This is a genomic window from Chitinophagales bacterium (assembly GCA_040877935.1).
GTDB lineage: Bacteria > Bacteroidota > Bacteroidia > Chitinophagales > CAIOSU01 > JBBDNB01.
Genome location: JBBDNB010000033.1, coordinates 20,410 through 39,631, shown reverse-complemented (window position 1 = coordinate 39,631; position 19,222 = coordinate 20,410). Strand labels below are relative to the sequence as shown.

The following is a 19,222-nucleotide window of genomic DNA, read 5'->3' as shown; positions in this document are numbered from 1 at the left end:
GTAAATTTATGAGATTATGTGTTCCCAACACTGTTTAAGACCAATAAATTTACTTAGGCGTTGGCTGTTCCATTTATTTGGGTTATTTTTGTGACTCTTTTCGCGGGTGTGGTGAAATTGGTAGACACGCTAGACTTAGGATCTAGTGCTGCGAGGCATGGGGGTTCGAGTCCCTCCACCCGCACTGTATAAGGTTAAAGCTCCTCCATATTGGATGGGGCTTTTTTTTACTTCATTAAAATCAAATTATAAAGTGAATATTGTAAAGGAGGATAAAGACGGACTCAATGCTTTATTGAAAGTAAATATTGCCAAAGAGGATTATTTACCCGAGGTAGAACAATCCATAAAAAAATTAAGCAAGCAAGTTGATATCAAAGGGTTTAGAAAAGGTAACGTGCCTGTTTCCGTTGTGAAAAAACGTTTTGGTGACAAGGTGCTGGCAGAAGAACTCAATAAAATGCTTGAAACGCAAATCGGTACTTATTTAAAGGAAAATGAGATCAATATTCTGGGAAACCCTATCCCTAAAGTTGATGAAAATCCTCAGGATATTAATTTGAAAAACCCAATTGATTTGGAGTTTGTCTATGAATTGGGCTTGAGCCCTGAATTTGAAATCTCTGCATTAGAAGACAATACAGAAGTTGAAAAGTACAAGATAAAAGTTGAGGACAAGCAGATAGAAGAGGAGCTTGATCGCATTAAGTTGCAGTTTGGTGAAACGGAAAACCCGGAAAGCGGTCTGAAAGCAGGTGATGAAATGGAAGTGAAATTAGAAGAACTGGATGCTGATGGAAATGTGAAAGAAAGTGGCGTAGTAAATGAATCTGCACATCTTGCCTTTGACGATGTGAAATCAGACAAGTTGAAAAAAGAGCTTGCTGATCTAAAACTTAATGATACCGTTGATGTAAATATTTATGAGGACTTTGATAAAGACCAAAAAGAAATCAACTCAGCATATCTCGCGTTAGAAGGTGATGCTCCGGAAGGAATGAATTCTAAATTCAGAATGACTTTAAATAGAATTGACAGAAAGATTCCAGCGGAATTAAATCAGGAAATATTTGACAAGTTGTTCGGTGAAGGTGAAGTGAAATCTGTGGATGAATTAAAAGAAAAGATTAAAGGAGAGATTGATAAAGCCTTTGAACAGGGAACGATAAGTAGATTAAATCAGGATATTTTCAAATTGCTGATTGAGAAAACAGAAATATCGCTCCCGAATGAATTCCTCAAAAAATGGATCAAGCTTTCCAATGAGCAACCGATTTCTGATGAACAACTGGAAAAAGAATACGATAATTTTGCTCAAAACCTGAAATGGAGCTTGATTAGTAATAAAATTGCCAAAGCGCAGGATATAAAAGTTACAGAAGAGGAAGTTCGAGAAAAGGCTAAAGCAATGATAACCCAGCAATTTGGAATGAATGCATCCATGTTGGGGGAGGAGCAACTAAATTCTTTTGCAGAGAGTCTTGTATTAAAGAACAAGGAACAAACACAAAAGATATACGAACAACTTAATGAAGAAAAATTATTTGATTATATTCGAAATCAAGTGAAAACAAAAGAAAAAGAGATTTCACTTGAGGAGTTTAAAAAATTAGTGGAGTAAACAATTTCCCGCTTTTGGGTTTTTAACAGAAAACAGATATAAATACAAATAAATGAATTACGAAGAATTTAAGAAATACGCTGTTAAAGACAAAGGCTTTAGTAGCATGCACCTCGATAATTATTTCTCATCGACTGTCACCAATCTCACACCATACATTATAGAAGAACGCCCGATGAATGTACAGGCACTTGATGTGTTTTCAAGGTTAATGATGGACAGGATTATATTTCTTGCCAGCCCGGTTGATGATTATGTAGCCAGTATAGTTCAGGCGCAGTTGCTATTTATGCAATCTTCAGATCCGAAAAGGGATGTGCAATTGTATATCAACAGTCCTGGTGGAATGGTTTATTCCGGTCTTGGAATTTACGACACCATGCAAATTATAAGTCCTGATGTTTCCACTATTTGTACAGGAATGGCTGCTTCAATGGCAGCAGTACTTTTATGTGCCGGAGCCAAAGGAAAAAGAACAGCACTTCGCCACAGCAGGGTAATGATTCACCAACCGCTTGGTGGCGCGGGTGGACAAGCCAGTGATATAGAGATCACAACGCGTGAAATCCTGAAGTTAAAAACAGAATTGTACGAAATTATCAGCGAGCATACCGGAAAAAAAATGGAAGATGTTGAACGCGATTCCGATAGGGATTATTGGATGAAATCGAATGAAGCCCTGGAATACGGAATGATCGATGAAATACTTACAAGTACCAAGAAAGAGGACAAATCGTAATGGTAGGAGGAAAAGATAAAGGATTGAAATGCTCTTTTTGCGGAAGGCGAAAAGAGGAGGTGAAAATTCTGGTAGCTGGAATTGACGGACATATTTGTGAGAACTGTATTGTTCAGGCTCAGGATATCATTGATGAAGAGCTTTACCAGAAGGAAAATGAATTCCATTTCAATCTGCCTAAAACTATTAAACCAAAAGACATCTTTAAGTTTTTGGATGATTATGTAATTGGTCAGGATGAGGCTAAAAAATACCTTTCCGTTGCTGTTTATAATCACTACAAGCGCTTGAATCAGAAGAAAGATCAGGATGGAGTGGAAATTGAAAAATCCAATATACTGCTTGTAGGAGAAACTGGTACTGGAAAAACTTTATTGGCCAAATCGATATCTAAGTTTTTGAATGTCCCTTTTAGCATTGTAGATGCTACAGTGTTTACTGAAGCTGGATATGTGGGAGAGGATGTCGAGAGTATTCTTGCACGCTTGTTGCAGGTTTGCAATTACAATGTAAAATTGGCCGAAAAAGGTATTATCTATATTGATGAGATTGATAAAGTTGCACGCAAGGGTGACAATCCTTCTATTACCCGTGATGTTTCGGGAGAAGGTGTGCAACAATCTATGCTAAAACTTCTGGAAGGTACTGAAGTAAGTGTACCTCCACAAGGTGGGCGCAAACACCCCGAACAGAAAATGGTAAAGATTGACACTTCGAATATTCTGTTTATTTGTGGTGGAGCCTTTGATGGCGTGAACAGGCATATCGAAAAGCGATTGAATACGCAGTCAATCGGGTTTAATGCACAAAAGCGCAAGGACAGTGTTGATTCTGAAAATCTCTTGCAATACATCAGTCCGCAGGATTTAAAATCTTTTGGATTGATTCCAGAATTGATTGGCCGTTTGCCTGTGCTTACTTATTTGAACCCTTTAGATAAAAAGGCATTAAGAGCCATTCTTACTGAACCCAAAAATGCTTTGGTAAAACAGTATAAAAAGCTTTTCAGACTTGAATCTATAGAGCTTGAGTTTGAAGAGGCTGCATTGAATTATATAGTAGATCAGGCTTTTGAATACAAGCTTGGTGCTCGTGGTTTACGTTCTATTTGTGAGGCTATAATGACAGATGCAATGTTTGACCTGCCTTCTCAGAAAACAGATAAATTTATAGTTACTGAAGCCCATTGCAAGCAGAAATTAGATAAGAATATCTTGTCTAAATTGAGGGCAGCTTAAAAAGCTGTTCGTTGAGTACAGACAAAAAAGCGGGCTGGAAAATTTTCCAGCCCGCTTTTTTATATAGGTGCTGCATTTAGAATTATAATTCTTCTCCGGCAAGCTCTTTATCTTGCTTTTTCTTGTAGCGGTCAAAACCAAAGACTTTACTGACTTTAATACCAAAGAAAGCGAACCAGTCTCTGTTTATGGAACCTCTTCTTCCTGAACCAAAATCTGTGGCATGATTAGCTCCAGAGCTAGCAGATTCTTCTGAATTGGGTAATTTGTAGAGCGATTGATTGCTTACCAATTGAGCCATATGCCATTCTCCACCTTCTGTTTGAACAGTAGTGCTTCTACTTGGATCAGCAGCATTGTCACTAAAAGTAATTTCATCTTTTATAAATACACCACCGGTTTGTCCTGTTATGGTTGAATTTTGATCAACTATGGCCTGGTGCAAATTGGCCCTGTCGTAATAGTATCCGCTAACATCATCGAGATAATCAGTAAATGTAAGTCTAAAGCCGGCTTCAAGACCAATCACCCACGATTTTTGTATAATAAAATCAAAGGCTACTCCCATTGGGACAGAAATAGCTACTTTGCTATATTTTTCAGGTGGTTGTCTTCCGTTAATAGCAACACTATTGGGATCTGAATCAGGTCTTCCTACAGTCTGACCTTCTGTTCCTACTTCTCTCAAATTGATCCAAACATCTTTATCATCTATCTGATAATAGACCGGCTCATCATTGGCATTTCTGCCCAGCATAATCCTCGATTGAGGATTGTGATAAAATGCACTTATACCTGCAAATATACTGGGCGAGAATTTCTCTCCTTTTGAGATACCATACTGTAAAACGTGGAAGTGTAATAATAGACTTCCTTCAAAAATATCATTCCTGAAGTTTCCGTTTCTTTTTTGCCTGATTTGTTCCGGGTCGTTAATTTCAAGTCCTGAAATACGTGCATATAAAAAGCCTAATCGGGCTGAAAACCATTTGGAAATATTATATTGTGCATAGGCACCGAGGGATAAATTGAACTCATTTTTATCCATAAGTTTTGAGCTCATTTCACCCATATAGTTTGAGGCACCTGCCATAACCCCAACTTCCCAGGTTTTGGCCAAAGAGGTATAGGCACCCAGATAACTCAAGTCTCCCAATTCATTCAATGACTCTAAAGTTTCAAGATCTGTTTCTTCAGGAACATAGCCACCTCTGTTGCTGATAACCTCTGCAGGAGGGATATAAGTGCTTGCAAGCCCTTCCTGATACATTTTGCCGTAGCGGTTTATGGCATTTTGCTGTCCAATTGTAAAATCAGGTACTTCAAAGCCTTCCTGATCTTCAAAGCCCATTAGAACGAGATAACCCAGTGCATTTTTTAATATGGAAGAATTGGTCAGTTTAAAAGCATACACCGTATTGTCCTCATTGAATGAAGCATTGCTAATGCCAACATCGTTTGATACTATTTGATTGTTGATCGTATCGTAATAAACGGATTTCAGATGTTCATTTTCCAATTCTCTTACCGGTCTGTTAAAATAAACAGTAAATGAAACGTCTGCTGAACTCACATCAGGTATTTTCGCATAGTCTGGAACTGCTTCTCCATTAATTTCTACTTTATATATTTGTCCATGTGCACTGGCAGAAGGGGTGTCTTTAGTGTTGTTTGAAATCATTAATGGCAGAGAGTTATTCTGATAAAAATGATCAAAAGTTGAAGAAATATAATCAGGATCAGTGGATCTGAAGAAATTGTTCTCTATCATGAATTTTTCTCCGGATCCTTGTATTCCAAGACTAATTTCTCTTATAACAGTATCATTGCTTGCATTGATCTGGTAATTTCCAAATATTGAATTGTCCGTAATCTGGGCTTGAAATCTTTTATCTTCTTGATCATAAATTCCAAATAATGGGGTATTTGAAGGAATACCTTTATCTAATCCATAGACTACATTATTGCTGATCAGGTTATTTCTAAATCTCAGATCCATAATATTGTCCTGGAAATTTTCAATAAAAATTGATGCCCAGTTGTTGACGAAATTATTTTTAGAAAATACGAATTCTACTTTTTTATTCGCGGTGTTCTGAAATGTAACTAAAGGGCTGGATATGGAAATAGCAGATTCACCTGTATTAATTCCTTTGAAAATATTGTTTTCTATATTCACAGATGGTCTGTACCAATCCATGTCAAATTGCAAAGGCATTGTAAGTTTGTTGAAAGTAGCATAGCTGATATTGATGTTTTTGCTGTCGGATTCACCTCTTACAGTAATTCCTTCACCAAGAAATTCAGGGTTTTTAGAACTCAATACAACAAAATTATTTGGACTGCCTTCTATATTTAATCCACCCTCTACTACTATGGTTGTGTTTTCGTCAAACAGTATGGTTACATTGGCTGGAATGCTTAAAGTAGCTTGTTTATCAACTTTAACATTGTGCTGTACAAGATAAATTTTCCCTGAGCTCAAGGAGCGATCTGATTCAATAAAACCTTCCAATACTGTTGTGTCAGTATTTGCATTACTTCCTTCTGATTGAGCGAAGACAGTAGGAGGGCTGATTATTTGAAAAACCCCTAATATCAGAGTGATGGTTGCCAGTTTTTTAAAATCGAACATGATGATGTTTATTTAATATTAAATACTAAGGATTCAATTTCCTCATTTTTGCCGTTTGGCCCTTTTACAAAAATCTCTTCAAAAATAAAGATGTCACCAGGTTGAGCCAGATCAACTAATTCTTTGGCACGTCCTGTAAAATAAGAACCTTTTACCTTTTCACGAAATATTCCAAGTCCATTGGAATTAATATAGGTGATTTTGTACTCTACAACCCTGTAATTTGCATCATAAGGAAGGTTGTCCAATTCTACTTTTAATCCTTTCTGCTGTTTGAATAGTTTTGAAGGCATGTCACCTCCTACGCGATTGTAAACTTTAGCTGTTGGTTTAGGTAGTTCTTTGACCATAAATTTCTCAGTATTTACGGTTTTCATCGCACCATTTTTATCCGGTATTTTTAATGTGACATAGGCAAATCCAGTGCGGTTTACACGAGCAAAAAACTCTTCACCATTATCTATTATTTCTCCCTGGCTAATAGTGACTTCGTATTTCTCACGATTGTGCTCAGGGTGGTTTACTTTAATAGGATTATTCACTCCAACATATAAAACATTGAAATCTTTTTGACTGATGTGTGGCTGTGGATTAATTACATCGTAATTTATTTCAAAGGGGTATTCTTGAGTTAGGGTTTCATCTTGGATTTTACCTGATTCTTTGGCTTGTGGGTCTTTAGGAGCGGGATATCTGAATTTAACAACTCCTTTTACCTTAAACTCACCTATTTGACTGGTGTTCAGTTCTATTTCACCTACTCCGTTTTTAAATGCAAAACTATCGATTATATTTCCTGCATCATCATATTGATAAATCATTGCATCACCGAGTGATTGTTTTGGAATATTGGGTATAATTATCCGGGCGGTACCATCATCTCCAATGTCAAATACATCAAACTTGCGTACTCCTTTTTCTAACAAAATGGTGTCGAGTTCAACGGCTTCAGGCGTTGTCATAGAAACATCGAAACCTCTTTCTGTAATATCATAGTATTTTTTTATTACCATTGACTGTGAGAGTCGGATATCATTTTGAAATTTAGTGAGTAAAGCGATAACAGCATTTAATGGGACTTCATCGAAGTAATATTTCTCCCATTCCATTAGATTTCCATCTATTTTTCTGAGAGTATCTGTGGTAATAAGAACAGTGTCGAGCATGGCAGTTTCAGATTCGTCCATAAGGTTAAGCAGTTGGCTTTTGACTGTCTCCAATCTTTCTTTGATGTCCAAGGCCACACCATCTTTAATCATTTTCCGGTGAGACATGGTTGCATCTTTTGCAGATTTTATGTGCATTCCTCTGTATCCGCCCGATTCGATTATTAGACTGTTTTTTATGGAATCCAGAAAGTTAATAGTAGTGTCGCTGATCATCCGGGCTTTTTCAAGCTTGCTGTATATACCATGGTATTTAGCAGAATCAGCTTCCAAAACCCTTTTTAGTGTTTTTAGTGTTTGATTGTTTTTCTGCTCAATTCTGTAATTGGCCCTTTCTAGGGTTTTGTTCATATCAGTAAACAATTCAATGAAATCGAGTACCGGATTCATAAATACCATTCCGATCAATACCAAATAAAGCATATTGATCATTTTCTGTCGTAGTGATTGATTGTTTTGCATTCTCCTCGCGGTTAATGATATTTTGTATTAGAAAGTGGAATAAGTATGCCCGGGTGTTTGATCATGCTTCACGGTTGCCCATTACAGCAAGCATTTTTTCATAATACTTATTCATTTCAGCCACATTTTTATTCAATTTTGAAATTTCATGTTCAAAATTTTCAGTAGCAGATTGCAAACGGCTGATTTGGTCTTGCAGGTTTGCGGCTTTGGAGGCTTCAGCCATCTTGGTAATGTTCTGTTCCATCAACTCCATGCTTTTGCTGAGTTTTTCAACTACCTGGGGATCCATGTTGGCTTTTTCAATGGCATTTTCCACTGCTTTTTCCAATTGCTCGGCACTGGTTTCCCCTTCCTTGGAAAGTTGTGGGAAAACTTTCTCCCACTTGTATCCGGTGTCCACTTTTTCCCATGCAGAAACGAAAAACAGAATTGCCTCGGTGGATAATCCTACAAATAACATTTCATTGGCATATTCCCAGTGTAAAAACTTGAAAAGTACTCCTGTCAATACGATAGATGCTCCAATTCCATATGCCAGGTTAAATGCACTGAACTTTTCTCTCTTTTTAGTTGCCATAAGCATTCAAAATTTATTAGGGTCTTTTTTATAAGTGTGCTAATATAGCAATATTTTCAAAGAGTTATACAGACAGGTAGTGCATTTAAATCAAAAATAAGACACTAAATTAGTTTTAGTTTTGAATGCTACAGCCTAACTCTTTCCCCACATCCAAACAAATTCCTAACTTCATTTCCTTAAATCATCTTCTTACCTAATGTTCATAGACATTTTAAAGCGCTTGATTGGTCCTGCTGTGGGAATGGCTGTGGATTTGTTATTGCTAAAACAGGGTGTGGATGCAACAGTTGCGCACATGACTTTTGTTGTCCTCTGGATGGCCATTTGGTGGATCACTGAAGTGGTGCCGATTGCCATAACTTCTATGTTGCCGGTACTTTTGTTTCCTCTTTTTGGTATTATGAGTACTGCTGATGTTGCTCCGCAATATATGCACCATGTGCTGTGGCTTTTCATTGGTGGTTTTATGGTGGCTTTTGCCATGGAAAAATGGAATTTGCACCGCAGAATTGCTTTAAGAATAATATTGATGACCGGCAGTAATATCAGCGGGGTATTGCTTGGCATGATGTTGGCTTCATGGTTTTTATCAATGTGGATGTCAAATACTGCAACTACTATGATGATGTTGCCCACAGCAATTGCTGTTTTAACGCAATTAAATAAATCCTGTAGCGCACATGCTAAGAAGTTAGCTATAGGCTTGTTATTGGGAATAGCATATTCTGCTTCTATTGGCGGAATTGCTACGCTCATCGGTACACCCCCTAATTTGATTTTTCTTTCGCAGTTTCAAACCTTGTTCCCCGATCAACAGGCACCTACTTTTCTGGCCTGGTTTTTAAGAATGTTGCCATTAAGTATTTTAATGCTGGGGGCTGCTTATTTTTTGATAAAGTACATGTATTTCTCTGGGGTAGTTTTGCCAAAAGAAGAATTTCAATTATTCAGAAATGAGTACAAAAATCTGGGTGGAATGAAGTATGAAGAAAAATGGGTGTCTTTTCTGTTTTCATTGATGGCATTATTGTGGTTTACCCGTGCACCTTTGGATTTGAATTTTATCAAATTGCCTGGTTGGTCAGAATTGTTTGCACACCCTGAATATTTTAAAGATGGAACTGTTGCGGTTTTGATTGCTACTTTGTTCTTTTTAATTCCTAGTAAAGAAGGAAAAGGCAAACGCCTTTTGCACTGGGAAGATGTTAAGAAATTGCCACTGGAAGTAATTTTGCTTTTTGGAGGTGGTTTTGCTCTGGCCGCTGGTTTTCAGGAAAGCGGATTGAGCGAATGGCTGGCAGGGCAAATCAGCTTTGTGAGTGAAGTGCCTGTGTTTGTAAGTATTTTGGTGGTTTGCTTTTGTCTCACTTTTTTAACGGAAATGACCTCTAATATGGCGACTACGCAATTGTTTTTACCCTTACTTGCTGCAATAGCAGTAGGGGCAGGTATTTCTCCAGAATTATTGATGATCCCGGCTACCATCTCTGCTTCATTTGCGTTTATGTTGCCGGTAGCAACTGCGCCCAATACAATAATATTCGCATCGGGTCATTTGCAAATAAAGGATATGGCAAAAACGGGGATATACCTCAATTTAACAGGTGTACTGATTACAACAATTTATATGCTCTTAACTTCCTGAATTAAGCAAGTTGTTCAGTGTGGGTTTGCTCAGCAGAACTTATTGAAGGGTCTTCAATGGTTCCATCTGATGGGGAAAAGCTGGTGTATAGTGCAAATATTGTAAATGCTACTACAAATCGGCCTATCTTTTTCATGGTTCCTGAATTTTTCATGGCTATAGTTTTTTGGTTGTTTCCCATTTTACGAAAGCCATAAAAAAAGGTTACACTTTGCTGAAAAATTTTGCATGCCAGCTCTGGGAGAGCGGAACCTCCCATTTTTCAAGCCATTCGGCTTTGTTGTTTACCAGGTTGTTGAATACTATTGTATCCTCATTTACTGCTCCAGATTCCAACATTTTTTCAAAAGTTTCCTGGTCAGCAGATTCTACAGGGCTGTTTTTGTCTTTTCGGTAAGTAATGTGCAATCGCTGAAAGAAATCACATTTGAGCGTGAGTTGAGCAGAACGCACAAAATTTACAGATGCATCAATTGAGCATCCTGAAGCTTGTGCCTGTGCTTCATCAATCATAAAAATCAGAAAGTAATTGTGTAATACTGCAGCTTCGGCTTTTAAGCCTTTGCCATGTGCTGCCCAATTGGCCACAAAATCATTGGCTTCTGATTGCAGCCATTCGGCATGTGGATCTTCTAATCTGTGATTGCTTTGGTAAATCCACACTCTTGCGTGGTCGGGAATGTTTTCAAAAACTGCCATTTATTTTTTGTTTACAAACCCTCGCTTTTGGCCATTAGTTCAGCCAAATCCAAAACTTTAACTTCATTTTGCTTGTCTCTTTCTTTGATGCCATCTCCAAGCATGGTCATGCAGAAAGGACAAGCTGCCGCAACATATTCTGATTTACTGTCCAGCATATCTTCCGTGCGTTCCTGATTGATCCGTTTGTCTCCTTTTTCATCTTCCTTGAACATTTGCGAGCCACCGGCTCCACAGCAAAGCCCTTTGGTTCTGCAGCGTTTCATTTCTACCAATTCTGCATCCAATGCTTCCAGAACTTTTCTTGGTGCTTCATAAATGTCATTGGCTCGTCCCAGGTAACAGGAATCGTGATAGGTGATTTTCTTGCCTTTGAAAAATCCGCCTTCTTTTAGTTTGATGCGGCCTTCATCTATCAGTTGCTGGAGATAAGCCGAATGATGTATCACTTTGTAATTTCCACCCAGTGCAGGATATTCATTTTTCAATGTATTGAAGCAATGCGGGCAGGTAGTAACGATGTTTTTAACATTATAGCCGTTCAGAACTTCAATATTGGTAACGGCCTGCATTTGAAACAGGAATTCATTACCGGCTCTTTTGGCGGGATCGCCTGTGCAGGATTCCTCGGTGCCTAGCACAGCAAATTTAATCCCCACATGATTCAGGATTTTTACAAATGCCTGGGTAATGGATTGTGCTCTTTGATCAAAGCTTCCGGCACATCCTACCCAGAATAATACTTCAGGTTCTTCACCTTTGGCCGACATATCGGCCATTGTTGGAACTGTATTGCTCATATATTTTTACGCTTTTCCTTTTTCTAATTCATCAGCCCATTTCAATCTGTCTGTTGGAGAAAACTGCCATGGAGCTCCGTTATTTTCAATATTGTTAAACATTAGATTCCATTCTTCCGGAGAATTGGAATCTTCCATAATTAAATGTCTGCGCAATTCAAAAATAATATCCAATGGATTGATAGAAACCGGACATTCTTCTACACAGGCATTGCATGTTGTACATGCTCTTAATTCCTCAGTAGTGATATAATCCCCAAGAAGAGATTTATTGTCGGTGAAATCAGGGCCGTGCTCATCTATGCCTTTTCCCACTTCTTCCAGTCTATCACGGGTGTCCATCATTATTTTACGGGGAGATAGTTTTTTGCCGGTCTGACTGGCCGGGCATGCAGCACTGCATCTTCCACATTCGGTACAGCTGTATGCATCCAAGAGGTGTTTCCAGTTCAGGTCTTGAACATCTTTGGCTCCAAATTTTTCAGGAACTTCTTCTTCTCCACCCTCTGAAGCTTCAGGTTCTGCATAAGGATCGGCATTGGGATCCATCATCAATTTTACTTCATTGGTGACAGCCTCCATATTGTTCAGTCTGCCTTTTTCAAATAGCCTGCTGAAATATACATTTGGAAATGCCAGCATGATATGCAAATGCTTTGAGTGGGGAATGTAAACCAAAAAAGCAAACACCCCTAAGATGTGTCCCCACCAGCCAATGCGCTCTAAAATTTTCAATGTATCAGGGCTAAAATTCGCAAACAAAGGCATTAAAGCACCACTGATTGGAAAACCATAATCCTCGCCAGTTAAAGCTTTTTCACGAGCCATATCTGCACCATTCATCAAGAATATGCAAATGATTAAATACAACTCTACAAAAAGGATGATATTGGCATCCAACTTAGGCCAGCCATTCATTTCCGACATGGTTAAGCGGGGAACTTTTAGTAAATTTCTTCTTGCCAGGAAAGCAATGGTTGCAATAAATGCCAAAATGGATAAGGCCTCAATTGTAGTAATGATGCCGATGTAAATTCCTTCGCCTATTGCAGATCCTTCTACCAAATTGAAAAACAAGCGGTGTTTTCCGGTAAATCCATCGATAAGAATTTCTATCAACTCTATTTGGGTAATCAAAAACGCAACGTAAATGGCCAAATGCAGAAAAGCCGGAATTAGATTTTTGAACATTTTTTTCTGCCCAAAAGCAATCAGCAGCATTCTTTTAAACCGCTCGCTTTTGTTGTCGTCAATTTGCTTTGGTCTGCCAAGTTTGATGTTTCGGTAAATAAACTTTGCCTCCTTGAAAAAGAGAAAAAGTGTCAATGCAAATACAAGTATAAATACGATAATCTGAACTAACTCCATATTTTCTGCTGCGCTTTTAGAGGGTCTAAATTACTTGTATTAATTCACTTTTTAAAGAAATGCAGTATTATTTGCTAAATTTAGAATTGATACAATTAAGATGTGGTGTTGTTGATAAATCGCGGTGAAAGTATAATAAAATTCAATAAGTTTGATTTGTTGACAAAGTTTAAGGTCTAAAATTCAAGATTCTGAAACTGCCTTAAATGTTGATTAGTATTTTATAGTAAAAGCTCAAAATTGTCTTATGATCAGGTATTGCATCTTTCTTTTATTGCTCAATAGCAGTTTTTTACTTTTTGCTCAGCAAAACAGCAAATTAGACTTATTCTCCAGAAGTCTGATCAACAGTGAGAAATTTCAGAAAAACGACCTTAATCTTTTTGTAAAAGGCGAAACTTCTGCTGTTGAAAAAGTAGTAGTAAAACACGGGGGATATTACAAATACGGTGTTGACCAATACCATCACATCAATATTCCACTTTCGCAATTAGAACCTTTTCTGGATGAATCGGCCATCATTGCTGTGGAGAATGCAGATATTCCGGTAGTTCCATTGGCAGATACGGCCATCATTAAGAACAATATATTGCCCATTCACCAGGGAGCAGCCCCTTTAAGCCAAGCCTATACCGGAAAAGATGTTATTGTTGGAATAGTGGATTTCGGCATTTGGTTTGAACATGAAGATTTTATAAAACCCAATGGCCAAACTCGGATTAAATATATATGGGACCAAAGGGTGAGCAATGTAAATAGCCCGGCACCATATAATTATGGACAGCAGTGGAACCAGGTAGATATTGATCAGGGCAATTGTACGCATTTTGAACAACCTGTTGGGACAAATGGACATGGCACTACTGTTTCAGGAATTGCGGCAGGAAATGGCAGAGCCACAGGTCGATTCAAAGGTATGGCTCCAGAATCTGATCTGATTGTAGTTGCATTTAATTTCGAAGCCACATTTCTAAGCAGACTTATTGATGGTATAGATTATATTTTCAAGAAAGCGGACGCTATGGGCAAACCTTGTGTAATCAACGGCAGCCTGGGCACCTATTTTGGCTCACGTGACGGCACGGATATGGCTTCTAAAATTGTAGATGGATTGTTGGAAGAGCGTTGTGGAAGAGCAGTGGTTATGGCCAATGGCAATGCCGGAGGATTTAATTATCACCTGGGCTATGAGGTAACGGCAGATACGGCTTTTACATGGTACAGCTACACTAATGTTTTGAATAATGTTTCAATACAATTGTGGTCTGATACAGCAGATTTCGACAGTGTGTATTTTCAGATTTCGGCTGATGATCCCGGAGCTGGTTCAGCACCTGCTACATTGGCGGCTACGGATTTTTTCAATATCAAGCAGGATTTTAATCTAGAGCCTGGAAATTTAACCGAAACCATCAGTGAAAACTTGGTAGGAGTTGGCAATGTAGTTATCCGTGCAGAATTAAAAGAAGATGGTTATTATTACCTTGATTTTAATATTGCGGCAAGTAATTCTTCTCATTACTGGCGATTGAGCACTACCGGAACTGGTTCTTTTGACAGTTGGGGAAGTCAGGTGCTTATTGGCAATTCCAATATTGTCCAAAATGTCCCTTCTGTAAATGACATGCCTGAAATTGTGAACTACAAGTTTCCCGACAATCAAAAGAGCATGGTTAGTAGCATACAGGCTTCAGATAAAGTGATTTCTGTGGGGAATTATGCCAACAGAACTGATTACCTGGATGTGGATTCAAACCTAGTTATAACCGGTGAAGCCGCATTTGTGAATCAAATAAATCCGACTTCGAGCTTGGGCCCAACAAGGGACGGCAGGACAAAGCCCGATATTTCGGCAACTGGAAGTACTACTATTGCCACCGGCAATCAGGCACAGATCAATATTTCTTTGGGAAATAGCGATCGCCAAAAAGTAGCCATTGGTGGCAAGCATTTTAGAAATGGAGGTACCAGTATGGCCTCGCCTGTAGTGGCTGGTTTTGCTGCTTTGTTTTTTGAAAAAAATCCCGATGCATGTTTCAGGGAAGTAAAAGATGTAATCATCAATTCAGCCAAGCAGGATACTTATACCGGCAATCAATTGCCCGACAATACCTGGGGCTATGGCAAATTGAATGCTTTTGAGGCCATTCAATTGAATTACACCTATGGCTGCAAAGACACTTCAGCACTCAACTACCAGGCTGGCCTGGATTTCGATGACGGTTCTTGTATTCCAAAAGTCTATGGCTGTACCGATCCTTTCGCTATTAATTATGATGAAGATGCAAATACTGATAATGACAGTTGTTTTTATCAACCCGATCCAAATGATACTACAAATATTTCTATAGCAGGTCAAAATGCATTGAGTATAAAAGTATTTCCAAATCCGGTGTCGGGCGATCAGGAGTTAATGCTCAAATTTGAGGGCAAAGCAGATTTTCCACTGAATTTTCAAATCATGGATTTGACAGGAAAAATTGTACTTAAAAGAATTTTACAAAATGAGCTCAATCGAATTTCATTAAAAAAGGCAGCTTTGCAAAATGCGCTGTATTTTTACAGCATTAATGATGGACAGCAATTAATTCACCAGGGAAAAATCAGTGTTCAATAGGACTATGAGCAAGCAACAATCACTAATTATAGATAAAAAAAACGTACAGCAGAAAATCACGCGTATTGCCTATCAGATATTAGAAGACAATTACAAGGAAAATGAAATTGTGTTGATAGGAATCCGGAACAAAGGCTACTTGGTAGCAGAAAAGCTAAAAAAAACTTTGGAGAAAATAAGAACGACCAAGGTACAGCTTTTTGAAATTAAGCTGGACAAAAAGCAGCCCAATAAAAATGAAATCGAGTTTGATTTTGACCCAACAGAGATCAAAAACAAATCCATTGTGCTGGTAGATGATGTGGCCAATACTGGCAAAACGATTTTTTATGCCCTTTCCACTTTAATGGACCACAATTTTAAAAAGATTCAGATTGCGGTGTTGATTGATCGCGAGCACAAATCCTTTCCCATTCGCGCTGATTATGTAGGCATGAGTCTTTCAACCACCCTAAAAGAACATGTGGAGGTGATGATTGATAAGGACGAGACGGCTGTTTATTTGAGTTAGTAGAGCGATTTGTGGAATTCCATATCCTTTCTCTTCCTTCTTTTTAGAATTCTTTTGGAACTGCTTCTTTCTGCTCTTGCCCTAAATGGATTTGAAAAAATATAGTTGGCCTCTAGACCAAACGCTAATGTACTTGGAGTAATCGTTCCACGGGTTTCGTCTGTAGTATTTGGCAGAAATTGAAAATTTCCTTGGTAGTATTGATACCTGTTGTAAAGACCAAATTTGAAGAATGCGCCAATTTGTAAAAAGCCAAATTTTTTAAATGCAAATTCATACATAGTGCCAATTTCAGCATCAAATTTAATCCTGTTGTCAGGGTTTACGATTATCTCTTCTTGATAGGCTATAAACTCAGGTGTAGTCGAGTTTTGAAAGTCATAAGATATTGTGCTACCATAATTAATGATTCCAGTCCAGTAAAGTGCGCCTCCCAATCGCAAAGAAAGGCTATGTTGCTTTAGGATCAAGGGCCTGTATTCCAAGTAAAGTGGTATTGAGGCACCGGATTCTATTTCATGTGGAAAATCGTGATAGTCATTATATTCTGAATCATAAACTGGATAGTATTCCTTAAAAATGGATTTATCGATATCTATTCTGTTTTTCACTTTTTTGTTTCCATAACCAAAACCGAAGCTGATTGAAAGTCTTTGATTGAAATTGTTTCGCCACATCAGCCTGATTTCGTAAGAGGCTGTAGTTTGGGTCTTGATGTTCAGTCCATTTGCTAAAGGTGCGTCTAAATTTATTTTTGATGGTAGGTAAAAAACCGGTCGCGATGTAATGTATAAATTGCCCTTTCTTTCTGCATAATATTTATTTCCAGCAGCACTATCCCTTGAAAAGAATAATGTGATTGAGAGAATAAAAAAGAGGAGTTTAAGATTGCCAAGCATTATTCTAAGATAAGGCAAATTGAATTGAAATTAAATGTAGAGTTTATGTTTTTTTGATGTCAAGTTACTTTTCAAACCTCCCCAAATCCACCTCTTTCATCAAGGCCTTTTCCTTTAGTAGGAATGAAAACATCATTTTGCTAAAATAAGGTGCCAAGGAAAAGCCCTTGGTGCCCATACCGTTGAAAATATAAAGATTGGAATATTTGGGATGAACGCCCAGAACAGGCCTGCGGTCTTTGATACTGGGTTTGATGCCGCCTTTGTGATCAATAATTTCAAAGGGCAGCGCTGTCATCTTTTGGATTTTCTGCATGAAGATGTCATACGTATGCTGGCTTGGGCTATCATCTTCAAAATTCCAGCTATTGGCACTGCCAAAATAATATTGGCCATTCTCCAAATGGTAAATGAACAAGCCTTTTTTATAGACTTTGTCTTTTGGCAAATCGGGCATGGATAGCAACATGCGCTCGCCTTTGTTCAGGTTGAAGGGCACATAATTAAAGAATGGATTTTTAACAGCCGCTGCTCCTTCACAGAAAATGATATTTTCTGCCTCAATTTCTTCATACTGAATACCCGTATCTTTTATTTCCAATTTGCTGTAATCAAATTCAGTGAAATGTATTTTTCCTATTTTCTGCAAATAAGCCCTGTATTTATTGATCAGGTTTTTACTGTCAATGCGATAGGCATTGGAAATGGAAATACCGCCCCGCTCATTCAGGAAAAGGGTTTCCTCATTTTCTGGCAATGGTTTTAGAAAAGGCTGTAGTTCAGGGAAATCCTTTCGTTCCTCATAAAATTGCACATCCTCCGGATTGATAAAATAGCGATGGATTGTTGCGGGTTTTATAATTGGAATATCGAGCAACTTTTCTAAATCCTGATAAATTTTCCTTGCCTCGGGAATCAATTCATCTATCAACCAGGATTTTACGATGCGCTTGCCCGTAACAGGATTGATCAGAGCCCCAGCAATGTGCGAAGCGGTATGGCTTTCGTTTTTATCTATAATTAGAAAGTCCTCACCTGCCTGCATGAGCCGAAAACTCAAAAGCGTACCTGCTATGCCCTGCCCAATAATGAGGTGTTTGATTTTTTGATTTGTAGATTGGATGATGTGCTGATTTTGCAAATGAATTAAAACAATTCAATAAAGATATTAATTCTTTAAATGAACAGCATTTCAGAAATACCAAACAGAAAGAATAGACTGACTGTGGATATGATCCGATCATTGGAAAACTTTTTACATATATCTGCCTCTGTGCTGGTAAACAAATATGAGTTGATGAAGTAAATAGAATAAATCAAGACACGAGCTGAAAGATTGCGCCAGCAATGGGCTAAATTTTAGAAAAATTAATTTGTGCATCTGACTGCCATCAGGCAAGTTTCGTGGCAATCCATCACTGCGCCAAAACCTTACTCTCCGCTGCTGCAAGCCTTTGGCTCGTAACATAAATTGCATAAACAAAAGTTCTTTTTTAGAGAACTTTTGTTTAGCTTTATCTATTCTCGGCTATGAAAAGAATTATTGCAAAAAGAACTTTACGTGAATTTTGGCAAAAACATCCTATTGCAGAACAGTATATAAAGACATGGTATGAAACTGCAAAGGCTTCAAATTGGAATTCACCTGCTGATGTAAAAAGTACCTATGCCAATGCAAGTGTTTTAAAAGATAGCCGTGTGGTTTTCAATATAAAAGGAAATTCCTTTAGACTGGTAGTAAAGATCAACTATGAAAGGCAATGGGCTTTTATAAGGTTTATTGGAACCCACGCTGAGTATGACAAAATAAATGCTGACACCATATAAATAGCGTACTATGAAAATTCAACCTATAAAATCAGAGAAAGATTACGATCAAGCCTTAAATAGACTTGAAGTAATATTTGATGCCTCGCCCAACTCCAAAGAAGGGGATGAAGCAGAAATCCTGACTTTGTTAATTGAAAATTACGAGAACCAATTCCACCCGATTGAAGCACCGGATCCTATTGAGGCGATAAAAATCAGGATGGAGGAGCTGAACCTCAAGCAAAAAGATTTGGTAGGAATAATTGGCAGCAAGAGCAGGGTTTCGGAAATACTAAACAAAAAGAAAAGACTGACGATAGATATGATCCGGTCATTGGAAAACTTTTTGCATATATCTGCCTCTGTGCTGGTAAACAAATATGAGTTGATGAAGTAAATGGCTGATTATGCAATAAGCAAATGTGGAAGA

At 38.0% G+C, this 19,222-nt stretch carries 17 protein-coding genes and 1 tRNA gene; 9 read left to right on the top strand and 9 right to left on the bottom strand.

The window, feature by feature from the left end:
- Nucleotides 1–102 precede the first annotated feature (102 nt).
- The 4 genes from WD048_08505 to clpX all read left to right on the top strand — a co-directional run bounded on the left by WD048_08505 (nucleotide 103) and on the right by clpX (nucleotide 3,598).
- Nucleotides 103–184: transfer RNA gene (locus WD048_08505), tRNA-Leu, on the top strand.
- Between the two features lie 69 nt (nucleotides 185–253).
- Nucleotides 254–1,621: a trigger factor gene (gene tig, locus WD048_08500; protein MEX0812244.1), complete on the top strand. Its 1,368-nt coding sequence runs from the start codon at nucleotides 254–256 to the stop codon at nucleotides 1,619–1,621.
- A 52-nt stretch (nucleotides 1,622–1,673) separates the two neighbouring features.
- A complete protein-coding gene (gene clpP, locus WD048_08495; protein ID MEX0812243.1) occupies nucleotides 1,674–2,360 on the top strand; it encodes an ATP-dependent Clp endopeptidase proteolytic subunit ClpP in 687 nt (228 codons plus the stop codon).
- Nucleotides 2,360–3,598, top strand: a complete 1,239-nt coding sequence (gene clpX, locus WD048_08490) for an ATP-dependent Clp protease ATP-binding subunit ClpX (protein MEX0812242.1) — start codon at nucleotides 2,360–2,362, stop codon at nucleotides 3,596–3,598. The genes clpP and clpX overlap by 1 nt, the downstream gene beginning before the upstream one ends.
- A gap of 82 nt (nucleotides 3,599–3,680) precedes the next feature.
- Here clpX and WD048_08485 read toward each other — a convergent pair whose 3' ends face one another.
- The 3 genes from WD048_08485 to gldL all read right to left on the bottom strand — a co-directional run bounded on the left by WD048_08485 (nucleotide 3,681) and on the right by gldL (nucleotide 8,441).
- The gene (locus WD048_08485) at nucleotides 3,681–6,233 is read right to left on the bottom strand and encodes a DUF6089 family protein (protein MEX0812241.1); all 2,553 of its coding nucleotides are present in this window, start codon (nucleotides 6,231–6,233) and stop codon (nucleotides 3,681–3,683) included.
- Between the two features lie 8 nt (nucleotides 6,234–6,241).
- A complete protein-coding gene (locus tag WD048_08480; protein MEX0812240.1) occupies nucleotides 6,242–7,861 on the bottom strand; it encodes a GldM family protein in 1,620 nt (539 codons plus the stop codon).
- Between the two features lie 61 nt (nucleotides 7,862–7,922).
- Nucleotides 7,923–8,441 carry a gliding motility protein GldL gene (gldL, locus tag WD048_08475; protein MEX0812239.1) on the bottom strand — a complete coding sequence of 173 codons (519 nt, stop codon included), beginning with the start codon at nucleotides 8,439–8,441 and terminating at the stop codon, nucleotides 7,923–7,925.
- A gap of 199 nt (nucleotides 8,442–8,640) precedes the next feature.
- Here gldL and WD048_08470 point away from each other — a divergent pair, with 199 nt between their 5' ends.
- Nucleotides 8,641–10,089 (top strand): SLC13 family permease, encoded by a 1,449-nt coding sequence (locus tag WD048_08470; GenBank protein MEX0812238.1) that lies wholly within the window; start codon nucleotides 8,641–8,643, stop codon nucleotides 10,087–10,089.
- A 1-nt stretch (nucleotide 10,090) separates the two neighbouring features.
- Here WD048_08470 and WD048_08465 read toward each other — a convergent pair whose 3' ends face one another.
- The 4 genes from WD048_08465 to WD048_08450 are packed head-to-tail and all read right to left on the bottom strand — an operon-like array spanning nucleotide 10,091 to nucleotide 12,956.
- The gene (locus WD048_08465) at nucleotides 10,091–10,243 is read right to left on the bottom strand and encodes a hypothetical protein (protein ID MEX0812237.1); all 153 of its coding nucleotides are present in this window, start codon (nucleotides 10,241–10,243) and stop codon (nucleotides 10,091–10,093) included.
- A gap of 50 nt (nucleotides 10,244–10,293) precedes the next feature.
- Nucleotides 10,294–10,788 (bottom strand): hypothetical protein, encoded by a 495-nt coding sequence (locus WD048_08460; protein ID MEX0812236.1) that lies wholly within the window; start codon nucleotides 10,786–10,788, stop codon nucleotides 10,294–10,296.
- A gap of 11 nt (nucleotides 10,789–10,799) precedes the next feature.
- The gene (locus tag WD048_08455) at nucleotides 10,800–11,588 is read right to left on the bottom strand and encodes a (Fe-S)-binding protein (protein ID MEX0812235.1); all 789 of its coding nucleotides are present in this window, start codon (nucleotides 11,586–11,588) and stop codon (nucleotides 10,800–10,802) included.
- A 6-nt stretch (nucleotides 11,589–11,594) separates the two neighbouring features.
- Nucleotides 11,595–12,956: a (Fe-S)-binding protein gene (locus WD048_08450; GenBank protein ID MEX0812234.1), complete on the bottom strand. Its 1,362-nt coding sequence runs from the start codon at nucleotides 12,954–12,956 to the stop codon at nucleotides 11,595–11,597.
- Nucleotides 12,957–13,203: 247 nt separating this feature from the next.
- Between WD048_08450 and WD048_08445 the strand changes: the two genes are divergently transcribed.
- Nucleotides 13,204–15,573, top strand: a complete 2,370-nt coding sequence (locus WD048_08445; GenBank protein ID MEX0812233.1) for a S8 family serine peptidase — start codon at nucleotides 13,204–13,206, stop codon at nucleotides 15,571–15,573.
- Between the two features lie 4 nt (nucleotides 15,574–15,577).
- Entirely contained in the window at nucleotides 15,578–16,084 is a 507-nt protein-coding gene (locus WD048_08440; protein ID MEX0812232.1) for a phosphoribosyltransferase family protein, read from the top strand.
- Here the strand turns inward: WD048_08440 and WD048_08435 are convergent.
- Together WD048_08435 and WD048_08430 are read right to left on the bottom strand one after the other, a co-directional pair.
- Complete coding sequence (locus WD048_08435) at nucleotides 16,081–16,983, bottom strand: hypothetical protein (protein MEX0812231.1); 903 nt, start codon at nucleotides 16,981–16,983, stop codon at nucleotides 16,081–16,083. The genes WD048_08440 and WD048_08435 overlap by 4 nt on opposite strands.
- 64 nt (nucleotides 16,984–17,047) lie before the next feature.
- Entirely contained in the window at nucleotides 17,048–18,124 is a 1,077-nt protein-coding gene (locus tag WD048_08430) for an FAD-binding oxidoreductase (GenBank protein ID MEX0812230.1), read from the bottom strand.
- A 389-nt stretch (nucleotides 18,125–18,513) separates the two neighbouring features.
- Between WD048_08430 and WD048_08425 the strand changes: the two genes are divergently transcribed.
- A complete protein-coding gene (locus WD048_08425; protein MEX0812229.1) occupies nucleotides 18,514–18,810 on the top strand; it encodes a type II toxin-antitoxin system HigB family toxin in 297 nt (98 codons plus the stop codon).
- Between the two features lie 10 nt (nucleotides 18,811–18,820).
- Nucleotides 18,821–19,189, top strand: coding sequence for a helix-turn-helix domain-containing protein (locus tag WD048_08420; protein ID MEX0812228.1), 369 nt, complete (start codon nucleotides 18,821–18,823; stop codon nucleotides 19,187–19,189).
- The last annotated feature ends 33 nt before the right edge of the window (nucleotides 19,190–19,222 follow it).